The sequence below is a fragment of the Stenotrophomonas sp. YIM B13575 genome (assembly GCF_042787595.1).
Taxonomy (GTDB): domain Bacteria; phylum Pseudomonadota; class Gammaproteobacteria; order Xanthomonadales; family Xanthomonadaceae; genus Stenotrophomonas; species Stenotrophomonas lactitubi_B.
Map to the genome: position 1 here is coordinate 17,730 of NZ_JBHZOP010000107.1, position 18,186 is coordinate 35,915.

At 66.7% G+C, this 18,186-nt stretch carries 20 protein-coding genes; 12 read left to right on the forward strand and 8 right to left on the reverse strand.

Going from position 1 to position 18,186, the window contains the following annotated elements; all coding sequences use genetic code 11:
- The first annotated feature begins 1 nt into the window (after window position 1).
- Genes ACFX4F_RS16255 through ACFX4F_RS16265 form a run of 3 tightly spaced genes read left to right on the forward strand, consistent with a single transcriptional unit; the run spans window position 2 to window position 1,733 of the window.
- Window positions 2-256: a hypothetical protein gene (locus tag ACFX4F_RS16255; protein ID WP_380657112.1), complete on the forward strand. Its 255-nt coding sequence runs from the start codon at window positions 2-4 to the stop codon at window positions 254-256.
- Window positions 253-843, forward strand: coding sequence for a cytochrome c oxidase assembly protein (locus ACFX4F_RS16260; protein WP_380657115.1), 591 nt, complete (start codon window positions 253-255; stop codon window positions 841-843). Before ACFX4F_RS16255 ends, ACFX4F_RS16260 begins: the two co-directional genes overlap by 4 nt.
- Window positions 844-857: 14 nt before the next feature.
- A complete protein-coding gene (locus ACFX4F_RS16265; RefSeq protein WP_099821338.1) occupies window positions 858-1,733 on the forward strand; it encodes a cytochrome c oxidase subunit 3 in 876 nt (291 codons plus the stop codon).
- A gap of 53 nt (window positions 1,734-1,786) precedes the next feature.
- On the opposite strand, the gene ACFX4F_RS16270 is transcribed toward ACFX4F_RS16265, so the two are convergent.
- Window positions 1,787-2,005: a twin transmembrane helix small protein gene (locus tag ACFX4F_RS16270; RefSeq protein WP_099821339.1), complete on the reverse strand. Its 219-nt coding sequence runs from the start codon at window positions 2,003-2,005 to the stop codon at window positions 1,787-1,789.
- A 57-nt stretch (window positions 2,006-2,062) separates the two neighbouring features.
- On the opposite strand from ACFX4F_RS16270, the gene ACFX4F_RS16275 reads away from it, so the two are divergent.
- The 5 genes from ACFX4F_RS16275 (at window position 2,063) to ACFX4F_RS16295 (ending at window position 6,479) form a co-directional block, all read left to right on the forward strand.
- Entirely contained in the window at window positions 2,063-2,779 is a 717-nt protein-coding gene (locus ACFX4F_RS16275; RefSeq protein ID WP_380657119.1) for an SURF1 family protein, read from the forward strand.
- 50 nt (window positions 2,780-2,829) lie between these two features.
- Window positions 2,830-3,399, forward strand: coding sequence for a hypothetical protein (locus ACFX4F_RS16280; RefSeq protein ID WP_089238227.1), 570 nt, complete (start codon window positions 2,830-2,832; stop codon window positions 3,397-3,399).
- Between the two features lie 10 nt (window positions 3,400-3,409).
- The gene (locus ACFX4F_RS16285) at window positions 3,410-4,573 is read left to right on the forward strand and encodes a heme A synthase (protein WP_205406169.1); all 1,164 of its coding nucleotides are present in this window, start codon (window positions 3,410-3,412) and stop codon (window positions 4,571-4,573) included.
- A 4-nt stretch (window positions 4,574-4,577) separates the two neighbouring features.
- On the forward strand, window positions 4,578-5,471 hold the full coding sequence (cyoE, locus tag ACFX4F_RS16290) for a heme o synthase (protein ID WP_380657123.1): 894 nt from the start codon (window positions 4,578-4,580) through the stop codon (window positions 5,469-5,471).
- Window positions 5,472-5,672: 201 nt separating this feature from the next.
- On the forward strand, window positions 5,673-6,479 hold the full coding sequence (locus ACFX4F_RS16295; RefSeq protein ID WP_380657126.1) for a calcium-binding protein: 807 nt from the start codon (window positions 5,673-5,675) through the stop codon (window positions 6,477-6,479).
- Window positions 6,480-6,612: 133 nt separating this feature from the next.
- On the opposite strand, the gene ACFX4F_RS16300 is transcribed toward ACFX4F_RS16295, so the two are convergent.
- The 6 genes from ACFX4F_RS16300 to rpsU form a co-directional block, all read right to left on the reverse strand.
- A complete protein-coding gene (locus tag ACFX4F_RS16300) occupies window positions 6,613-7,584 on the reverse strand; it encodes a bile acid:sodium symporter family protein (RefSeq protein WP_099782541.1) in 972 nt (323 codons plus the stop codon).
- Window positions 7,585-7,624: 40 nt separating this feature from the next.
- Window positions 7,625-8,125 (reverse strand): beta-lactamase hydrolase domain-containing protein, encoded by a 501-nt coding sequence (locus ACFX4F_RS16305; RefSeq protein ID WP_380657129.1) that lies wholly within the window; start codon window positions 8,123-8,125, stop codon window positions 7,625-7,627.
- Between the two features lie 26 nt (window positions 8,126-8,151).
- Window positions 8,152-9,891 carry a DNA primase gene (gene dnaG, locus ACFX4F_RS16310; protein ID WP_180167644.1) on the reverse strand — a complete coding sequence of 580 codons (1,740 nt, stop codon included), beginning with the start codon at window positions 9,889-9,891 and terminating at the stop codon, window positions 8,152-8,154.
- 59 nt (window positions 9,892-9,950) lie between these two features.
- A complete protein-coding gene (locus ACFX4F_RS16315; RefSeq protein WP_380657133.1) occupies window positions 9,951-10,895 on the reverse strand; it encodes a YihY/virulence factor BrkB family protein in 945 nt (314 codons plus the stop codon).
- Between the two features lie 104 nt (window positions 10,896-10,999).
- Window positions 11,000-11,443 carry a GatB/YqeY domain-containing protein gene (locus ACFX4F_RS16320; RefSeq protein ID WP_099821346.1) on the reverse strand — a complete coding sequence of 148 codons (444 nt, stop codon included), beginning with the start codon at window positions 11,441-11,443 and terminating at the stop codon, window positions 11,000-11,002.
- A gap of 133 nt (window positions 11,444-11,576) precedes the next feature.
- The gene (rpsU, locus tag ACFX4F_RS16325; protein ID WP_002808376.1) at window positions 11,577-11,792 is read right to left on the reverse strand and encodes a 30S ribosomal protein S21; all 216 of its coding nucleotides are present in this window, start codon (window positions 11,790-11,792) and stop codon (window positions 11,577-11,579) included.
- Between the two features lie 167 nt (window positions 11,793-11,959).
- Here rpsU and tsaD point away from each other — a divergent pair, with 167 nt between their 5' ends.
- Window positions 11,960-12,985, forward strand: coding sequence for a tRNA (adenosine(37)-N6)-threonylcarbamoyltransferase complex transferase subunit TsaD (gene tsaD, locus ACFX4F_RS16330; protein WP_099821347.1), 1,026 nt, complete (start codon window positions 11,960-11,962; stop codon window positions 12,983-12,985).
- A gap of 41 nt (window positions 12,986-13,026) precedes the next feature.
- On the opposite strand, the gene ACFX4F_RS16335 is transcribed toward tsaD, so the two are convergent.
- Window positions 13,027-13,710 (reverse strand): hypothetical protein, encoded by a 684-nt coding sequence (locus ACFX4F_RS16335; protein WP_380657137.1) that lies wholly within the window; start codon window positions 13,708-13,710, stop codon window positions 13,027-13,029.
- A 329-nt stretch (window positions 13,711-14,039) separates the two neighbouring features.
- Between ACFX4F_RS16335 and folB the strand changes: the two genes are divergently transcribed.
- The 3 genes from folB to ACFX4F_RS16350 all read left to right on the forward strand — a co-directional run bounded on the left by folB (window position 14,040) and on the right by ACFX4F_RS16350 (window position 18,060).
- Window positions 14,040-14,393: a dihydroneopterin aldolase gene (folB, locus tag ACFX4F_RS16340; RefSeq protein WP_164280819.1), complete on the forward strand. Its 354-nt coding sequence runs from the start codon at window positions 14,040-14,042 to the stop codon at window positions 14,391-14,393.
- 92 nt (window positions 14,394-14,485) lie between these two features.
- A complete protein-coding gene (locus ACFX4F_RS16345) occupies window positions 14,486-15,757 on the forward strand; it encodes a mechanosensitive ion channel family protein (protein ID WP_380657141.1) in 1,272 nt (423 codons plus the stop codon).
- Between the two features lie 128 nt (window positions 15,758-15,885).
- Window positions 15,886-18,060 (forward strand): glycoside hydrolase family 3 N-terminal domain-containing protein, encoded by a 2,175-nt coding sequence (locus ACFX4F_RS16350; RefSeq protein ID WP_380657144.1) that lies wholly within the window; start codon window positions 15,886-15,888, stop codon window positions 18,058-18,060.
- The last annotated feature ends 126 nt before the right edge of the window (window positions 18,061-18,186 follow it).

Consider the following 18,186-nt stretch of genomic DNA (forward strand, 5'->3'; position numbering starts at 1 on the left):
CATGCATAACGAGAGCCCGCTCCAGAGCTGTAGAGTCGAGCCATGCTCGACTGACGAAAAGCAGCCGAGCATGGCTCGGCTCTACAACACCGAAGAGCAGCCGAGCATGGCTCGGCTCTACAGCCGCGAAGGCGAAGCCCAGAGCACCGGCATCGAGCAGCAGCGCCAGCGCGCCAAGCGCACCGCGCTGTGGGTGGGCGCGATCGCCGTGCTGGTCTACGTCGGCTTCATCCTCAGCGGCGTGATCGGTCGATGAGCGAAACGCCGGCCACTACCCCGTCACGTAGCGCCGGCCTGCCGCGACTGATCGGCGTGGCGGTAGTGGTGTTCCTGCTGACGTTCTCGCTGGTGCCGCTGTATCGCGTCGCCTGCGAGAAGGTGTTCGGCGTGCGCCTGGAACGTGGCCCGGGCAGCGAGGCCAGTACCGGTGCCGCCAGTGGCAAGCGCACCGTGCGGGTGGAGTTCGATGGCGGGGTCAATTCACGGCTGCCGTGGTCGTTCCATCCCGAGCAGCTGACCATGGATGTGGTGCCCGGCGAGCTCAACGAAGCGCTGTATTTCGCCCGCAACGACAGCCAGCAGGCCGTGGTCGGCAGCGCGGTGCCGTCGGTGGCACCGGCACGCGCGTCGGGATTCTTCAGCAAGACCGAGTGCTTCTGCTTCACCGCGCAGACCCTGCAGGCCGGCGAGAAGCGCGACATGCCGGTGCGCTTCATCGTCGATCCGGACCTGCCGCCGGAAATCCGGACGATCACCTTGTCCTACACCTTCTACCGCAACGATGCGTTGTCCGATCGGCTGGCTCCGGCCGCCACCTCGGAAGGCGCCCACGCTGCTCCCTGACCCGGATACCGACCATGGCCCAGACACCCAGCGACGCCAACGTGTACTTCGTCCCGGCCCAGAGCAAATGGCCGTTCGTCGGTTCCATCGCGATGATGGTGACCATGGTCGGCGTGGCCAGCTGGCTCAATGACGCCAGCTGGGGCCGCTGGACCTTCTACATCGGCGTGGCGATGCTGGTGCTGACCCTGTTCTGGTGGTTCAGCGATGTGGTGCGCGAGTCGCAGGCCGGCAACTACAACCGGCAGGTGGATGGTTCGTTCCGGATGGGGATGGTCTGGTTCATCTTCTCCGAAGTGATGTTCTTCGGTGCCTTCTTCGGTGCGCTGTTCTACACCCGCCATCTCGGCCTGTCGTGGCTGAGCGGCGAAGGGCGCGGGGTGATGACCAACGAGCTGCTGTGGCAGGGCTACTCGGCCGGCTGGCCGACCAATGGCCCGGCAGCGATCGGTGGCGCATTCCAGACCATTCCGGCCTGGGGCCTGCCGCTGATCAACACGTTGATCCTGCTGACCTCCGGCGTGACCCTGACCATCGCCCATCATGCGTTGAAGGCGGGCAACCGCCGCCAGCTGCTGACTTGGCTGGGCCTGACCGTACTGCTCGGCCTCGGCTTCCTGACCCTGCAGGCGGAGGAGTACATCCACGCCTACAAGGAACTGAACCTGACGCTCGGCTCGGGTATCTACGGGTCGACCTTCTTCATGCTGACCGGCTTCCATGGCGCACACGTGTTGCTGGGCACGATCATGCTGATCGTGATGTGGCTGCGCTCGGCAAAGGGGCACTTCACCCGCGACAACCATTTCGGTTTCGAAGCGGCCGCGTGGTACTGGCACTTCGTCGACGTGGTGTGGCTGATGCTGTTCCTGTTTGTCTACGTGCTTTGACCGCGCAGGCGTCGGCAGCTTCGACCGCCGACGCTGCCTGGTCTGCCGTGGGATCAGCCGCCGATGCCGTGCGGTTTGATCCAGCCCATGTAGATGCACACGATCACCACGACGATCAACGCCACCGACACTCCGATGCGGCGGGTCAGTGCATTGACCGTGCGCTTGGTCTGGCCGCGGTCCACCAGCAGGTAATACAGGCCGGCGCCCAGATTCCAGACGATGACGATCAGAAACGCGATTACCAGCAGGGTCTTCAGCGAATCACTCATGCGCGGCTCGAGGGCAGGGTGGATGTCCCTATCTGACCGCGTTTGCGCGGACTTGTCATGATGCGCCAGCACACGCGCCTGATCGGATGGCTGATGGCGGTGCTGGCAATGGCCGGATTCACCGCGCTGGGCCTGTGGCAACTGCAGCGGATGCATGCCAAACAGGCGTTGCTGGATGCACAGGGCCCGGCCGTGGCGCAGGCGATGCCGTTGGCGCAGGCGCTGGCCGCGCAGGGGGCGCTGCATGGCGTGGTCGATCACGGTCGCTTCCTGCCGGGCGTGGTGCTGCTGGACAACCAGACCCGCCACGGCCGCGCGGGAGTGAAGATCTATCGTCCGTTCCGCAGCGATGCGGGCAGCGTGTTGCTGGTGGACCTGGGCTGGCGCGCGCTGCCGCCCGACCGTACGTTGCCGGTGGTGCCCGCACCGCCGTCGCCGGTGGCCGTGCGTGGCCTGTTGGCGCCGCCTCCCTCGGCTGGCTTGGCGCTGGGGCCGGCGTTCACCACCACCGACGTTGCTGGGCGCTGGCTGGCCAGTCGCCTTCCCGCCGATGGCCTGGCCGCTGCGCTGGGCCTGCCGTCGTTGCCCGAGCGCGTGCTGCGGCTGGACCCGGCATTGCCGTTCGGTGATGAGCGCGATCTCGACCTGCTGCCGAACACGCTGCCGCCACAGCGCCACCTGGGTTATGCCGTGCAGTGGTTCGGGCTGGCGCTGACTGTGCTGGTGGTGGCGCTGGTACTGGAATGGCGCAGGCGGCGGCCCGTTGCCCGGTAGTACCGGCTGCTGGCCGGCATCCCTTTCCCAACCATGAGAAAATGCCCCGCATGAACACTGCTACCTCCCCGCAGGCGCGCGGCAATGGCCGCCGGACCCTGGTGCTGCTGTTCGCCGTTTTCTTCGGGGCGATGGCGCTGGCCGCCATCCTGCGTTTCTCGGGCTGGCAGCCGACCGCGCATCGCAACAGCGGGCAGTTGCTGAAGCCGCCGGTGGATCTGCGCCAGCAGCCACCGACCCTGGCCAATGGCGCGGCCTACCCCTGGAACCCCGACGCGCGCACCTGGCGCCTGCTGGTGGCACCGGCCGGTGCCTGCGACGCGCAGTGCGTCACTTTGTCGCAGGGACTGGGCAAGGTGTGGCAGCTGTTCGGCCATAACGCCGATAATGTCGAGATCCTGTGGCTGGGAACGCCACCGGCGTCGATCGCCTCGCTGCCCGCGCTGCGGCCGCTGGCCCCGTCGCCAGCCCTGCGCGCGGCGCTGCCCGGCGTCGACGATCCGGCTGGCCTGCCGGTCTACGTGATCGATCCGAACGGCTTCGTGATCATGCGCCATGCCCCCGGCAGTGACCTGGGTGGCCTGCGCAAGGACATGGCCACGTTGCTGAAACTGAAGTGAGTCCCGTTTGATGAGCCTTTCCGCGCGTCCGGCGCTGCACCGCAATTTCCACCGCCTGGCGTGGTTCGCCATGATCATGACCGCGAGCACGATCATGTTCGGCGCCTTCGTGCGCCTGTCCGATGCCGGCCTGAGCTGCCCGGACTGGCCGACCTGCTATGGACAGGCCACCTGGCCGCAGCACGTGGAAGAGACCATCGGCCATCCGGCGGCGGAGATCCGCCCGCTGGAAACCCACAAGGCCTGGCGTGAGCAGGTGCATCGCTTCCTGGCCGGCGCGCTGGGCATCGAGATCCTGACCCTGGCGCTGCTGGCCACGCGCAAGCGGCGATTCGGAAGCACGGCGGTGGTGACCGCCTGCGTACTGGTGGCCGCCGGCATACCGCTGTACATGATGGGCTGGCACGGCACCGCCAGCGCCTTGGCCCTGATAGGCGAGGCGATCCTGCTGATCGCGGCGCTGCGCTGGAGCAACATCGACCTGGCGCGCGCTGCCCTGCTGACCCTGGCGGTGGTGATCTTCCAGGCCCTGCTGGGCATGTGGACGGTGACCCTGCTGCTGAAACCCATCGTGGTGATGGGCCACCTGCTGGGCGGCATGCTGATGTTCGGCCTGCTGGTGTGGATGGCCTGGCGTGCCACGCACATGCCGATCACCCTGGCCGAGGCGCCGAAGCTGAAGTGGCTGCTGCGCATCGGTGTGGCGGTGCTGGTCACCCAGATCGCGCTCGGCGGCTGGGTCAGCGCCAACTACGCGGCACTGGCGTGCGGCGGCGGCAGCGCCTCGCTGGACAACTTCCCGCGTTGTGCCAACCAGTGGTGGCCGCAGCACAACTTCGCCGAGGGCTTCACCCTGTGGCGTGGCATTGGCGTGGACTACGAAGGCGGCGTGCTCGACGGTGCCTCGCGCATCGCCATCCAGATGGCCCACCGCCTGTTCGCGATTGTCGTTGCCGTTTACCTGCTGTGGCTGGGCCTGCGCCTGTTCCGGCTGCCGAGCATGCGTGGCTGGGCCTCGGCCCTGGTCGCGCTGCTGGTGCTGCAGGTTACCCTCGGCATCCTCAATGTGAAGCTTGCACTGCCGCTGGAAGTGGCAGTGGCGCACAACGGCGTTGCCGTTGCCCTGTTGTTTGTTTTGGTCAGCCTGCTGGCCCGCCTGCGTGCCCCGGACTGATCCCATGTTTTCCAACTATCGCCAGTACTGGGACCTGACCAAGCCCAAGGTCGTCGCCCTCATCGTCTTCACCGCCCTGGTCGGCATGGTCCTGGCCATTCCCGGCGTGCCCAGCTGGGAGCAGGTGCGTGCCGGCCTGCTCGGCTTCCTCGGCATCTGGCTTGCCGCCTCGGCCGCTGCAGCCATCAACCAGCTGCTGGATGCGCACATCGATGCGCAGATGGCACGCACCTCGTGGCGACCGCTGGTGGTGGGCAAGGTCAAGCCATGGCAGGTGCTGGTATTTGCCGGCGTGCTGATCGTGCTGTCGATGGCGATCCTGGTGCTGTGGGTGAACTGGATCACCGCGGTGCTGACCTTCGCTTCACTGATCGGCTATGCGGTGATCTACACCGTCTACCTGAAGCGTGCGACCTCGCAGAACATCGTCATCGGTGGTCTGGCCGGCGCGATGCCGCCGATGCTGGGCTGGGCGGCGGTGACCGGCATGCAGGGCTCGTCGGACTGGGCGTACTCGTCGCTGCTGGTGCTGATCATCTTCATCTGGACGCCGCCGCACTTCTGGGCACTGGCGATCTTCCGTCGCGAAGACTACGCCAAGGCGGAAATCCCGATGCTGCCAGTCACCCATGGCGTGGTGCATACGCGCAAGCAGATCATGGCGTACTCGGTGGTGCTGGCACTGGTCTGCCTGCTGCCGTACCTGGTCGGCATGAGCGGCGCGTTCTACCTGGGCGGTGCGATCGTGCTCAACGCCGTGTTCCTCTGGTACGCCTGGCGCATGCTGAACCCGCCGGATGAGCTGTTCTCGATGAAGATGTTCAGCTACTCCATCATCTACCTGATGGCGCTGTTCGCCTTCCTGCTGGTGGATCACTGGATCCTGCCCTGGTTGTGATGGGCTGATGTTCGGGGTCAGATCCCCGAAGGGGCGCTGACCCCCGCCTGATCCAAGGCGCCAGTCCCATGTAGAGCCGAGCCCATGCTCGGCTGAGGGTGTATTGGAAGAGCAGCCGAGCGTGGGCTCGGCTCTACACTTGATCTCTTCCAGCCGCGTCGCCATTGCTGTTCCTGACCCCAAGGAAAGGAAGGAGCAGGGATGCATTCGATATTCCGCTGGACCGCCACCCTGCTGCTGGCGCTGGGCATGGCGACGAGCGCGCGCGCCGACGACGCTGCCATGCAGATCCGCCAGCATGCCGGAGACCACCGCGTGCTGGTGCTGGGCGAATTCCACGGTACCCGCGAGACACCGCTGCTGGTGCGCCGACTGGTGGACGACTACAGCCGTAACGGCCCGGTCGTGCTGGCGTTGGAGCTGCCGCGTGGTGAGAACACCACACTGCGTGACTATCTGGATTCCGATGGCGGGGCGGTGGCACGCCAACACCTGCGAGGCCGTGCGTTCTGGACCGTGCGCGATGATCAGCACGATGGCCGCCGCAGTCGCGACATGCTGGCGCTGATCGAAGGCATGCGCGCGCTGAAGGCGCAGGGGCGCACCATCGAGGTGGTCGGCTATGACGTCAACAACAGTGATGGCGGCAGCCAAGCGCGCGATGATCGCATGGCCGCAGAGCTGCGGCGCCTGTACCGGCGCCTGCCGGATGACGCCCGCATGGTCGTCCTGACTGGCAATGTCCACGCCATGCTGCAGCGGCCGGCCGATGCGCCAACGGAAATGCAGACGCAACCGATGGCATCGGCGCTGCGCGACCTGGACATTTACAGCGTGCGGCTGGAAGCCCTGCGCGGCCATTTCTGGGGGTGCATGGATCGTTGCAAGGCGTTGGCTCTGCTCGAGCGATCTGCGCGTGCACCGGAGGTCGATACCGATGCCGGGCGGCAGTACGACCTGTGGGTGTGGATGCCGCAGCTGAGCGTCGGCACCCTGGCAGAACCGTGAGTTCACGCAGGCCACTCATCAGCCGAGCATGGGCTCGGCTCTACAGTAGATCCACGCCATGCGTGGAGGATATCCCACAGCACCCCGCGCGTTCAGTGGATCCACGCCATGCGTGGATGATTTGCCGGTCGGGTCAGGGCGCGCGCTTGGCGTAGCGCTGGGCGATCACGCCGCAGACGATCAGCTGGATCTGGTGGTAGATCATCACCGGCAGCACGATCGCGCCGAGGCTGCCGCCAGCGAACAGCACCTTGGCGATCGGCACGCCCGTGGCCAGGCTCTTCTTCGAGCCGCAGAACACGATGGCGATCTCGTCTTCGCGGTTGAAGCGCAGGCGGCGGGCGATGAAGGTGATCAGCGGCATGGCGATGCCGAGCAGTACTGCAGCCACCACCGCCACCGCGAACAGCGAGAGCAGCGGTGTCTTGCTCCACAGCCCTTCAGTGACCGCTTCACCGAACGCGGAGTACACCACCAGCAGGATGGTGGCCTGGTCGGTGTAGCGCAGCAGCGCGCGCTGCTTTTCCACCCAGCCGGCGATCCACGGCCGCAGCAGGTGGCCGGCCACGAACGGCACCAGCAGCTGCAGCATGATGCCACCGATGGCATGCAGCGGGTCGTGCACGCCGCCGGAGGTACCGGCCAGCGCGGTCAGCAGCAGGGGCGTCAGGAACACACCGAGGATGCTCGACAACGAGGCACTGCACACCGCCGCTGGCACGTTGCCGCGCGCCATCGAGGTGAACGCGATGGACGACTGCACGGTGGACGGCAGGGTGCACAGGAACAGCACGCCCAGGTACAGCTCAGGCGTCAGCAGCCAGCCCGACAGCGGCTTGAACAACAGCCCCAGCAGCGGGAACAGGATGAAGGTGCAGGCGAGGATCGTCAGGTGCAGGCGCCAGTGCAGCATGCCGCCGATGATCGACTCGCGCGGCAGGCGCGCGCCGTGCAGGAAGAACAGCGCGGCGATGGCGACGGTGGTGACATCGTCGAGCACCAGGGCGGCAGCGCCCTTCATCGGCAGCAGCGAGGCCAGGCCGACGGTGCACAGCAGGGCGAGGGTGAAGTTGTCCGGTCGCAGGCGCGACCACCAGCGGGTCATGGTGGATAGGCTCCTTGGTGCGGGGGGATTACCCCGGGAATCAGGGGGTGGGAGAAGGGATCGCCAGGCGCTCGCGGGTGGCTGCTTCCAGCGACTTCAGGCCGGCACGCTGGCCCAGTTGCAGGGCCTGTTCCGGGCTGGCGTGTTCGTAGCGCGCGTTGACCAGGCCGAGCACGGCACCGGCGCGGTTGCCGGAGGCGCAGTGCAGCAGCACCGGTCCCTGGCTCTGTTGCAGGGCCTGGTGCACGGCGCGCACGTTGGCGGCATCCAGGCCCTCGGCACCGGCCACCGGAATGCGTACATAGCGCAGGCCCAGCGCGTCGGCCTCGCGTGTTTCATCGAAGCCGCGATCTTCATCGGGTTGGCGCAGGTCGATCACCGTGCGCACGCCCTGTGCCGCCAGTTCGCGCAGTTGCGCGGTCGAGGGCTGGCCGCCGGCGTAGAGGCCGGGGCGGACTTCAGCAAGGGCGGGGTCCGCAGCCCAGGCCGGCAGAACCGGGCAGAGCGACAACAACAGCAGGCAGGTCAGGCGCAGCAGCATGGTCTCTCCGGGGCTGTGTTCTGCCGCTACAGGCGCAGATTGGCGCGGGCCTTGAGCAGCTCGCGCATCTCGTACTTGTCAGTATCGTCCAGACCCTGTTGTCGCTGCTTGGCGTTAAGGTCGTCGATCCGCTGGAACAGCAGCTGCTTCTCCAGCTGCCCGACCGCGTCATGCAGTTCCACCGTCCACATCGCTTCATCGCCCGCCAGCGTCTGCGCGGCCAGGGTGTGCAGCGAGGCCTGTTCCTCGCGGCCGTCGAAATGCTCCAGCAAGGCGCCGGTACTGATGTCCGGGCGTTGTTCGACCAGCCCCAGCAGTTCCAGCAGCAGCTCCACCCCCGGCAGGCGCAGGCCCTGGAAGTGGTGCTTGCCGCCCAGGGTCAGGGCCAGCGAGGGCTGCTGCAGCAGCACGGCGATCGCGCCGCGCACCAGGCTGCGCTTGGCCGCGGGCTGGATCGTGCGCGGCGCGGCGCGCTGTGGCATCTGCGGGCGGCCCGCCTGCGCGTTGCCGCCCAGGCCGGTCAGCTGTCCCAGCTGCTGTTTCATCAGGTCGCCGAACGCGCCGTCGGGAATCTGCGCGAGCATCGGCTTGGCGCGCTCGGCCAGCCGTGCCTTGCCGTCCAGCGTGCCCAGGTTGATCTCGCGGGTCAGCTCGTCGAAGAAGAACTGCGACAGCGGCGTGGCCTGCTTCAGACGCTCGTCGAAAGCCTCTGCACCTTCCTTGCGCACGATGCTGTCCGGGTCTTCGCCATCGGGCAGGAACAGGAAGAAGGCCTGGCGGCCGTCCTTCATGCGCGGCAGCACCGATTCCAGCGCTTTCCAGCCGGCGCGGCGGCCGGCGGCATCGCCGTCGAAGCAGAAGAACACGTCCGGCGCGTTGCGGAACAGCAGCTCGGCATGGTCCGGCGTGGTTGCCGTGCCCAGCGTCGCCACCGCCTGGGTGACGCCGAACTGGAACAGCGAGACCACGTCCATGTAGCCCTCGACCACGATCAGGCGCTCGATCTTCTGGTTGGCCTGGCGCACCTGCCACAGGCCGTACAGTTCGCGGCCCTTGTGGAACAGCGCGGTCTCGGGCGAGTTGAGGTATTTGGGGCCGTCGTCCTTCTCGAACACGCGCCCGCCGAAGGCGATCACCCGGCCACGGCGGTCGAAGATCGGGAACATCACCCGGTCGCGGAATTTGTCGTAGACGTGGCCGCGGTCGTTCTTGGAGAACAGGCCGGCGCGGTCGAGCAGCTTCATCCGCCGCTCGTCCTTGCCCAGCGCATCGCGCAGGCCGCTGTAACCATCCGGCGCATAGCCGATCTGGAAGCGCGCGCGGTTCTCTTCGTCCACGCCGCGACCATCGAGGTAACTGCGCGCTTTCTCGCTGCCTTCCAGGTTCTTCTGGAAGAACTTGGTAGCGGCGTCCAGCGCGGAGTACAGCTCGCGGCTGTCATCCTGCTGCTGGGCACTGCGCGGGTTCTCGCTTCGCGGCACTTCCATGCCGGCGCGCTTGGCCAGTTCGTCCACCGCGTCGAGGAACTCGAGGCGGTCGTAGTTCATCAGGAAGCTGATCGCGGTGCCGTGCGCGCCGCAGCCGAAGCAGTGGTAGAACTGCTTGGTCGGCGAGACCGTGAACGAGGCCGAGCGTTCGTCATGGAACGGGCAGCGTGCCGCGTACTCCTTGCCCTGGCGCTTCAGCGGCACGCGGCTGCCCACCACCTCGACAATGTCGGAGCGGGCCAGCAGGTCGTCGATGAAAGCGTCGGGGATACGGGCCATGGGCAACAGGACGGGGCGCGGCCGCCAGGGCGCGCTGCGGGGGCGGCAAGTCCCCTAGTTTACTCGCTGGCGGTGGCCGGGCCGGCTTCCTGCGGGGCCACATCGGCGCTGGCCAGGCGCGCACGTGCGTACTGGCGTTCGTCGATCACCGCGGTCATCAACGCACCGACGAAGAACACGGCAGTGGCGTAGTAGATCCAGACCAGCGAAATCACCAAGGCACCCATCGAGCCGTAGGCGCTGCCGGGGGCAACCGTGCTGATGTAGACGCCGATGCCATAGCGGCCGAGGGTGAACAGCAACGAGGTGATGACGCCGCCGATGAACGCCTGGCGCCAGGCCACGCGCCGGTCCGGCAGGTAGTGATAGAGGAAGGCGAAGGCCAGCGTGTACAGCAGCAGTGATGTCAGGTAGCCGATCGCGGGCAGCACCGAGGGCAGCTGCGCGAACACCACCTGCAGCGCGGTGGTGGCGGTCATCGACAGGATCAGCAGGAAGCCCAGTGCCAGCACCACGCCGAACGAGAACACGCGCTTGCGCAGCCAGGCCTTGATCCCGTCCAGGCGCTGCCCGCTGGTATGGAAGATCCGGTTCAGCGCGTTCTGCAGCTGCGCGAACACGGCGGTTGCGCCGACAAACAACAGCAACGTGCTCCAGACCCCGGCCAGCGAACCGACGCTGGGTTGGCTGTTGGCGTTGTGCAGCACGGTGTCGGCGACGCTGGCCACGCTGCTGCCGGCCACCGAGCCGATCTGTCCGATCAGTGCCTGCTGCGCCGGCGGATACAACGAGGCGGTCAGCCACAGCAGCAGCACCAGCAGCGGAGCCATCGACAGCAGGGCATAGAAGGAGACCGAAGCGGCCTGGGTCAGCACGTCGATTTCGACGAAGCGCTTGGCCACCGCCATCGGGAAGCTGTCCTGCAGGCGATCGGCGTAGTGGCGAAGCCGTGCGGGGATGCCGTGGGGACGCGTGTCGGTGGGGGCGTTGGATTGCTCGACCATGGGGATGTTGTAGCAGCCGGGGGTCGAAGGGGCGGTGAAACGGGTGCATCAATGTGGTCAGAGCCCTTCCGCGATGCGGAAGGGATCCGACCCTGGATGCTGGCTTACGCCAGCTGCTGCTTGACCAGCTTGGACACCAGGCCCATGTCGGCCTGGCCGGCGAGCTTGGGCTTCAGCGCGCCCATCAGCTTGCCCATGTCGGCTGCGCTGCTGGCGCCGGTCTCGGCGATGGCCGCCTGGATCGCCGCGACGATCTCGGCTTCGCCCATCTTGGCCGGCAGGTAGGCTTCGATCACCACGATCTCGGCGCGCTCGATTTCCGCCAGGTCTTCGCGGTTGGCCGCTTCAAACTGGCTGACCGAATCCTTGCGCTGCTTGACCATCTTGTCGAGCACGGCGATCACGGCGGTGTCGTCGAGCTCGATGCGCTCGTCGACTTCCTTCTGCTTGATGGCCGCGTTGATCAGGCGGATGACGCCCAGCTTGTGCTTCTCGCCGCCCTTCATGGCGGCCTTCATGTCTTCGGTGAGCTGCTGCTTCATGCTCATGGCGAACCTCGTGGTGGTGGTGGGGCAGGGCGGACGCCCAGGCCCGGAAACGCAAAAAGCCGGCGACGCTCGCGCGTGCCGGCTTCGACTCCATCGCGGCAGGGAATGCCCACCGCAATGAAGATGCGTCCGATCAGTACAGGCGCTGACGCTTGGTGACGTCGCGCGAGGAACGGCGCAGCTGACGCTTCACAGCAGCGGCGGCCTTGCGCTTACGCTCCTGGGTCGGCTTTTCGTAGAACTCGCGCTTGCGGGTTTCGGCCAGCACACCGGCCTTTTCGCAAGTGCGCTTGAAGCGGCGAAGAGCAAACTCAAAGGGTTCGTTCTCGCGGACTTTGACGCTGGGCATGGAATCTCCGGGACACAGTAGAACCGGGTCACGCCCGGCGAGCCGCACATTATAGTGGCGAATAAACAAACTGCAAGCCACAAATCCTGAATAGGGGCAAGTTGTTGGATTGCAGTGAGACCTGCCAGTTCCCCCGAGGGGCTGGCAGGGGCGTCATAATAGCAGGCATGCGAGTCCTTGGCATCGAATCTTCCTGTGATGAGACCGGCGTGGCGGTGTATGACACCGACCTGTCCGGCAGCGCGGCCCTGCGCGCCCATGCGGTCTACAGCCAGATCGCCCTGCACGCCGAGTACGGCGGTGTGGTGCCCGAGCTGGCCAGCCGTGACCACGTGCGCAAGCTGCTGCCGCTGGTGCGGCAGACGCTGGCCGAGGCCGGCCTCGGCGTGAACGACATCGACGGGGTGGCCTATACCGCCGGTCCCGGCCTGGTCGGGGCGCTGCTGGTGGGCGCCGGCGTGGCCCGGTCGCTGGCCTGGGCACTGGAGGTCCCCGCCGTGGGTGTGCACCACATGGAAGGCCATCTGCTGGCGCCGCTGATGGAAGACGACCCGCCGCAGGCTCCGTTCGTGGCCCTGCTGGTGTCCGGCGGCCATACCCAGCTGGTGGCCGTCGATGCGATCGGCCAGTACCGCCTGCTGGGCGAAACCCTGGACGACGCGGCCGGTGAAGCCTTCGACAAGACCGCCAAGATGATGGGCCTGCCGTACCCGGGTGGACCGCAGCTGGCCAAGCTGGCCGAGCAGGGCACGCCGGGCGTCTACCGCTTTACGCGGCCGATGACCGATCGCCCGGGCCTGGATTTCAGTTTCTCCGGCCTGAAGACCCAGGTCCTGATGGCCTGGCGCGACAGCGACCAGAGCGAGCAGACCCGCGCCGACATCGCCCGTGGTTTTGAAGACGCGGTGGTCGAGACCCTGTCCATCAAGTGCGAGCGCGCGCTGGAAGCGGCGGGCACCAACGTGATCGTGGTGGCCGGCGGCGTCGGCGCCAACAAGCGCCTGCGCGCCCGCCTGCAGCAGATGGCCGAGCGCCTCGGCGGCCGCGCCTGCTTCCCGCGGCCGGCGCTGTGCACCGACAACGGCGCGATGATTGCCTTCGCTGGCGCATTGCGTCTGCAGGCCGGCCAGCACAGTCCGCCGAAGGTGGAAGTGACCCCGCGCTGGGACATGGCAACCCTGCCGGCCGTCTGAGCCGGACCTGTTCCTGTCGTGCCGGCCGCTGGCCGGCAACGTCATCGACGTTTGCCAAGCAGCGGCGAGGCCGCCAGCACCGTCGTCGCCCGTTCATGGCGCTGCAGCCAGCCCAGGGTGTGCGGGCAACGGGCGTGGATCAGCCGCCCGATCGCGGCCAGGTCGGCACCGATGTCACGTTCGAGGATGGGTTCGTGGTGGGCGATGCGGTTGCGCAGCTGGCGGATGCGGTCTAGGTCGGCATGGATGGTGGTGCGGACGATGCCGACAGTGTTCTGTGGGGCGTTGGGCAGAGCGATCTTCAGGCTTCGCGTCCACAGGGGCCCCTCAAAGCGTCGTGTAAAGAGGTGCTGCCAGAATGCGAATCGGAGGCTGGCGATGATCTCTGGCGTGTTCATCTGCTGATTCGATCGCCTGTGCAGGTCCTGCAGCGCCGACAGCGCACCATCGGCGGGCATGCGCTGCAGCAATGCTGGATGCCATGGCCAGCGGGGACCATAGGCATGCGCCAGTGCTGCGGCGACTGCGTTGCGGATGACGATTTCGCAGATGTGAAGCGGCGATAGCAAAGCGCCACACATCTGCATGTTCCAGACATACAGCGAGGTCGCATCCAGGGAATGACGAACTGCGATGCGTTTGTAGGTTGCCCAGCGTGGTCGGGATAGTGCTGCTTGCAGAATCCTCTGCTCTTTCATTGGCGGCGGCATCACGTTGTGGATCACCAGCGTGCGCCGGAAGCCGAACAGGTGATATCGGGCAATGCCAGCCGCTTGCCTGGCAGAACTCCCAACGGCATTCGGATTTCCCCGGAATGTCGTGAATGCCTCTGGACGGCAGGGGAAATGATCTTCATCCTTCGCGGCGTGTGCTTCGGGACTCGCGGCTGGATTCCAGCTCCCCCCGAGGACGTTGAGAGGTACCAAAGGGCCCCGCTAGCAGGGCCCTTTGTCTTTTTCAGCCCCTGTGAATGCCCGGCGGCCCATCGCCCGTTCCGGGCAGGCTCACCGCCGTGCCGTTACCATGACCGCCTGTTTTCCGGCTGGTAACCGCAATGGACAAGGTTTTCATCGAAGGGCTGACGATCGACGCCCTGATCGGCATCTACGACTGGGAGCGGCGGATCCGCCAGGACCTGGTGTTCGATCTGGAGATGGGCTTCGACAACCGTCGTCCGGCCGCCAGCGATGACATTGCCCATACCCTGAACTACAAGGCAGTCAGCAAGCGCCTGGAGCAGTTCGTGCGTGAATCGGAGTTCGGCCTGGTGGAAACGCTCGCCGAGCGCTGCGCGCAGATCGTGCTGGACGAGTTCGACGTGAAGTGGCTGCGCCTGAAGCTGAGCAAGCCCGGGGCGGTGCGCGGCGCACGCGCGGTCGGCGTGATCATCGAACGCGCGCGGGACTGACCTGATGGGGCCGGCCGCTGGCTGGCACTCCCCGGTAGTGCCGGCCGCTGGCCGGCAACCTCAAGAACACTGATACAGACAGGAGACAACCGATGGTGGACGCAGTGGTGGCGGTACAGTGGCTGGAACAGCTGCAGAACACACTGGAACCCTATCCTGGCGCCTACCTGGCGTTGATGATCTCGGCGCTGCTGCTTGCCGCCGGCCTGGCCAACTGGGTGACCAAGCGCATCCTGCTGCGCGGTCTGCGGAGGCTGCTCAACCGTCTGCCGGGCGCCGATACCGGCCGCGGCAGCCATCTGATGCGGGTCATCTCGCGGCTGTCCAACGTGGTGCCCAGCCAGGTGATCGCCTCGGGCATCCGTATCGTGCCGGACCTGCCGCCGGGCCTGGTCGGCTTCATCATCGGTGCCTGCCAGGCGTGGGCAATCCTGACCGTGGTGCTGGCGCTGTCGCACGCGCTGGATGCGGCCAACGACCTGTACGAGCGTCGCCCCGAGGCGCGCAACAAGCCGATCAAGGGCTACCTGCAGGTCGCCAAGATCATCATCTTCGTGATCGCCGGGTTGTCGATCGTTGCCACGTTGGCCGGCGTCGACCTGCGCTACCTGGTCACCGGCCTGGGCGCGGCCACCGCGGTACTGATGCTGATCTTCCAGGACACCATCCTGTCGCTGGTGGCCAGCGTGCAGATCAGTGGTGATGGCCGCATCCGCATCGGCGATTGGATCGAGATGCCCAGTCAGAACGCCGACGGCGATGTCATCGATATCGCCCTGCATACGGTGACGGTGCAGAACTTCGACAAGACCATCACCACCATCCCGACCAAGAAGCTGGTGACCGAGTCGTTCAAGAACTGGCGTGGCATGCAGGAAGCGGGGGGCCGCCGGATCAAGCGCGCGCTGTACCTGGACCAGCACAGCGTGCGCTTCATGGAAGAGGACGACCTGGCCTTCCTTGGCCAGTTCGCCCTGCTGGGCGACTACCTGCGCGGCAAGCAGCAGGAGCTGGGCCAGTGGAACGGGCGCCTGCGCGAGCAGGGCGTGGCCGAGGTCAACAGCCGCCGGGTGACCAACCTGGGCACGTTCCGGGCGTACGTGGAGCGCTACCTGGCCAGCCATCCGGGCATCCACACCGACATGACCCTGCTGGTGCGCCAGCTGCAGCCGACCACCGAAGGCCTGCCGCTGGAGCTGTACTGCTTCACCCGCAGCACCGCCTGGGGCGAGTACGAAGCGGTGCAGTCGGACATCTTCGACCACCTGCTGGCGATCCTGCCGGCCTTTGGCCTGCGGGTGTTCCAGGCGTCCAGTGACGCCATGTTGATGGCCGGGCAGCGCCAGTTGGCCGGCTCGGAGTAAGCTGCGATGCCCCCGGCCGGACCGTACGGATCCGGCTGGTGGCTGAAACTGAATGACGAAACCTCTCGCCAAATCGTCCGGGATCGCTAGAATGCCGGGCTTGTAAACGTTTTCATCAAGGACTGCCGGTGGCCTCCGATCGCATCGAATCCCTCATTGCCCAGATGACCGTCGAGGAAAAAGTCGGCCAGCTGGGTGTCTTCGCGGACATGGTCCGCCCGTTCGCCCCGGACGTGAACCCGGAAGCCAACGTGCGCAATGCCGATCAGGTGCTGCAGCAGGTGCGCGAGGGCAAGGTCGGCTCGCTGTTCAACGGTGTCGGCGCCGAGCTCGGCCGCCGCATCCAGCAGGTCGCCACCGAGGAGAGCCGCCTCGGCATCCCGGTGATCCTGGCTGCCGACGTCATCCACGGCATGCGCACGGTGTTCCCGATTCCGCTGGGCGAAGCGGCCAGCTTCGAGCCGGACCTGGCCGAGCGCACCGCGCGTGCCACCGCGGTTGAAGCCACCGCTGCCGGCCTGCACTGGACCTACGCACCGGCAGTGGACATCGCCCGCGACCAGCGCTGGGGCCGTGGTGCCGAAGGTGCCGGTGAGGACGTCGTACTGGGCTGTGCCTTCGCCGCTGCCCGCGTGCGTGGCTTCCAGGGCAGCGACCTGCGCGCCGCCGATTCGCTGCTGGCCACGCCCAAGCACTTCGCCGCCTACGGCGCGGTGATGGCCGGCATGGAATACAACATGGTCGACATCTCGCCGCAGACCCTGCGCGACGTGCACCTGCCGCCGTTCAAGGCGGCCTTCGACGCTGGCGCGATCACCGTGATGTCCTCGTTCAACGACATCAACGGGGTGCCGGCCAGCGCCAACGCCGAGCTGCTGACCGACATCCTGCGCGGTGAATGGAAGTTCCCGGGCGTGGTGATCTCCGACTACACCGCCGACATGGAACTGGTCGCGCACGGCTACGCCGCCGACGACCGCGACGCCACCGCCAAGGCGTTCACCGCTGGCCTCGACCTGAGCATGCAGAGCGGCTTCTACGCCGAGCACCTGCCGGGCCTGGTGGAGAGTGGCGAGGTGCCGATGAGCGTGCTGGATGAAGGCGTGCGCCGCATCCTGTGGCTGAAGGAAACCATCGGCCTGTTCGACGACCCGTACCGTTCGCTGGACCCGGCGCGAGAAGCCGATACCTCGCACATTGCCGCCCACGACGAACTGTCGCGTGATGCCGCGCGTCGTTCGATCGTGCTGCTGAACAACCGCGACAATGTGCTGCCGCTGCAGAAGAACGGCCAGAAGATCGCGCTGATCGGCCCGTTCGTGCAGGACCGCGACAACATCGAAGGCTGTTGGACGCTGTTCGGCGACAAGCAGCGTTACGTGGACCTGGAAACCGGCGTGCGCGCGGCCATCGGCGATGACGCGCTGCTGGAAGTGGTGCCGGGTTGCGAACTGGAAGCCGCCATTGCCGGTGGCACCGAAGCGGCCGTGGCCGCCGCGCTGCGTGCCGACGTGGTGGTACTGGCGCTGGGCGAGCCGCAGCGTTACAGCGGTGAGGCGCAGTCGCGCGTGGAGATCACCCTACCGCCGGCACAGCAGGCGCTGGCCGAAGCAGTGGCGATGACCGGCAAACCGCTGGTGGTGCTGCTGCGCAATGGCCGCGCGCTGGCTCTGCAGGGCGCGGTGCGCAATGCGCATGCCGTGGCGATCACCTGGTACCTGGGCACGCAGACCGGGCATGCCGTGGCCGATGTGCTGTTCGGCGATTACAGCCCGTCCGGTCGCCTGCCGGTCAGCTTCCCGCAGGTGTCCGGCCAGCAGCCGTACTTCTACAACCACCCGCGTACCGGCCGCCCGGAACTGCCGACGATGTCGGAGTTCAAGGCACGCTGGCGCGAGATCCCGAACGAGCCGCTGTATCCGTTCGGCCACGGCATCGGCTACACGACCTTCGCCTACGGCGTGCCGCAGCTGAGCAGCGCGCGCGTCGGCTGGGACGACACCCTGACCCTGACTACCACGCTGACCAACACCGGCAACGTGGCCGGCGAGGAAGTGGTGCAGCTGTACATCCATGACCGCGTGGCCAGCCGCGTGCGGCCGGTGCGTGAGCTGAAGGACTTCCGCAAGGTGGCCCTGCAGCCGGGCGAGTCGACCGAGGTGGTGTTCACCCTGACCCGCGAGCAGCTGGCATTCACCGGCCGCGACGGCGTGCTGCGTGCTGAGCCGGGCCTGTTCGACGTGTGGGTGTGCGCCTCGTCGATGGCCGGTGAGGCGGTGCAGTTCGAGCTGCTGAAGGCCTGATCGGTAGAGCATCTACGCATGGCGTGGATCTACTGGCAATGAGTAGCGTCGGGCCATGCCCGGCCTCCTCACCCATGGCAAACACGCCGGGCGCGGCCCGGCGCTACCATCGGACTCCCTGTATCG

Bases quoted from the DNA above. Each gene is read 5' to 3' on its own strand.
- ACFX4F_RS16255 (WP_380657112.1), top strand. From the start codon at position 2: ATGCATAACGAGAGCCCGCTCCAGAGCTGTAGAGTCGAGCCATGCTCG.
- ACFX4F_RS16260 (WP_380657115.1), top strand. From the start codon at position 253: ATGAGCGAAACGCCGGCCACTACCCCGTCACGTAGCGCCGGCCTGCCG.
- ACFX4F_RS16265 (WP_099821338.1), top strand. From the start codon at position 858: ATGGCCCAGACACCCAGCGACGCCAACGTGTACTTCGTCCCGGCCCAG.
- ACFX4F_RS16270 (WP_099821339.1), bottom strand. From the start codon at position 2,005: ATGAGTGATTCGCTGAAGACCCTGCTGGTAATCGCGTTTCTGATCGTC.
- ACFX4F_RS16275 (WP_380657119.1), top strand. From the start codon at position 2,063: ATGATGCGCCAGCACACGCGCCTGATCGGATGGCTGATGGCGGTGCTG.
- ACFX4F_RS16280 (WP_089238227.1), top strand. From the start codon at position 2,830: ATGAACACTGCTACCTCCCCGCAGGCGCGCGGCAATGGCCGCCGGACC.
- ACFX4F_RS16285 (WP_205406169.1), top strand. From the start codon at position 3,410: ATGAGCCTTTCCGCGCGTCCGGCGCTGCACCGCAATTTCCACCGCCTG.
- cyoE (WP_380657123.1), top strand. From the start codon at position 4,578: ATGTTTTCCAACTATCGCCAGTACTGGGACCTGACCAAGCCCAAGGTC.
- ACFX4F_RS16295 (WP_380657126.1), top strand. From the start codon at position 5,673: ATGCATTCGATATTCCGCTGGACCGCCACCCTGCTGCTGGCGCTGGGC.
- ACFX4F_RS16300 (WP_099782541.1), bottom strand. From the start codon at position 7,584: ATGACCCGCTGGTGGTCGCGCCTGCGACCGGACAACTTCACCCTCGCC.
- ACFX4F_RS16305 (WP_380657129.1), bottom strand. From the start codon at position 8,125: ATGCTGCTGCGCCTGACCTGCCTGCTGTTGTTGTCGCTCTGCCCGGTT.
- dnaG (WP_180167644.1), bottom strand. From the start codon at position 9,891: ATGGCCCGTATCCCCGACGCTTTCATCGACGACCTGCTGGCCCGCTCC.
- ACFX4F_RS16315 (WP_380657133.1), bottom strand. From the start codon at position 10,895: ATGGTCGAGCAATCCAACGCCCCCACCGACACGCGTCCCCACGGCATC.
- ACFX4F_RS16320 (WP_099821346.1), bottom strand. From the start codon at position 11,443: ATGAGCATGAAGCAGCAGCTCACCGAAGACATGAAGGCCGCCATGAAG.
- rpsU (WP_002808376.1), bottom strand. From the start codon at position 11,792: ATGCCCAGCGTCAAAGTCCGCGAGAACGAACCCTTTGAGTTTGCTCTT.
- tsaD (WP_099821347.1), top strand. From the start codon at position 11,960: ATGCGAGTCCTTGGCATCGAATCTTCCTGTGATGAGACCGGCGTGGCG.
- folB (WP_164280819.1), top strand. From the start codon at position 14,040: ATGGACAAGGTTTTCATCGAAGGGCTGACGATCGACGCCCTGATCGGC.
- ACFX4F_RS16345 (WP_380657141.1), top strand. From the start codon at position 14,486: ATGGTGGACGCAGTGGTGGCGGTACAGTGGCTGGAACAGCTGCAGAAC.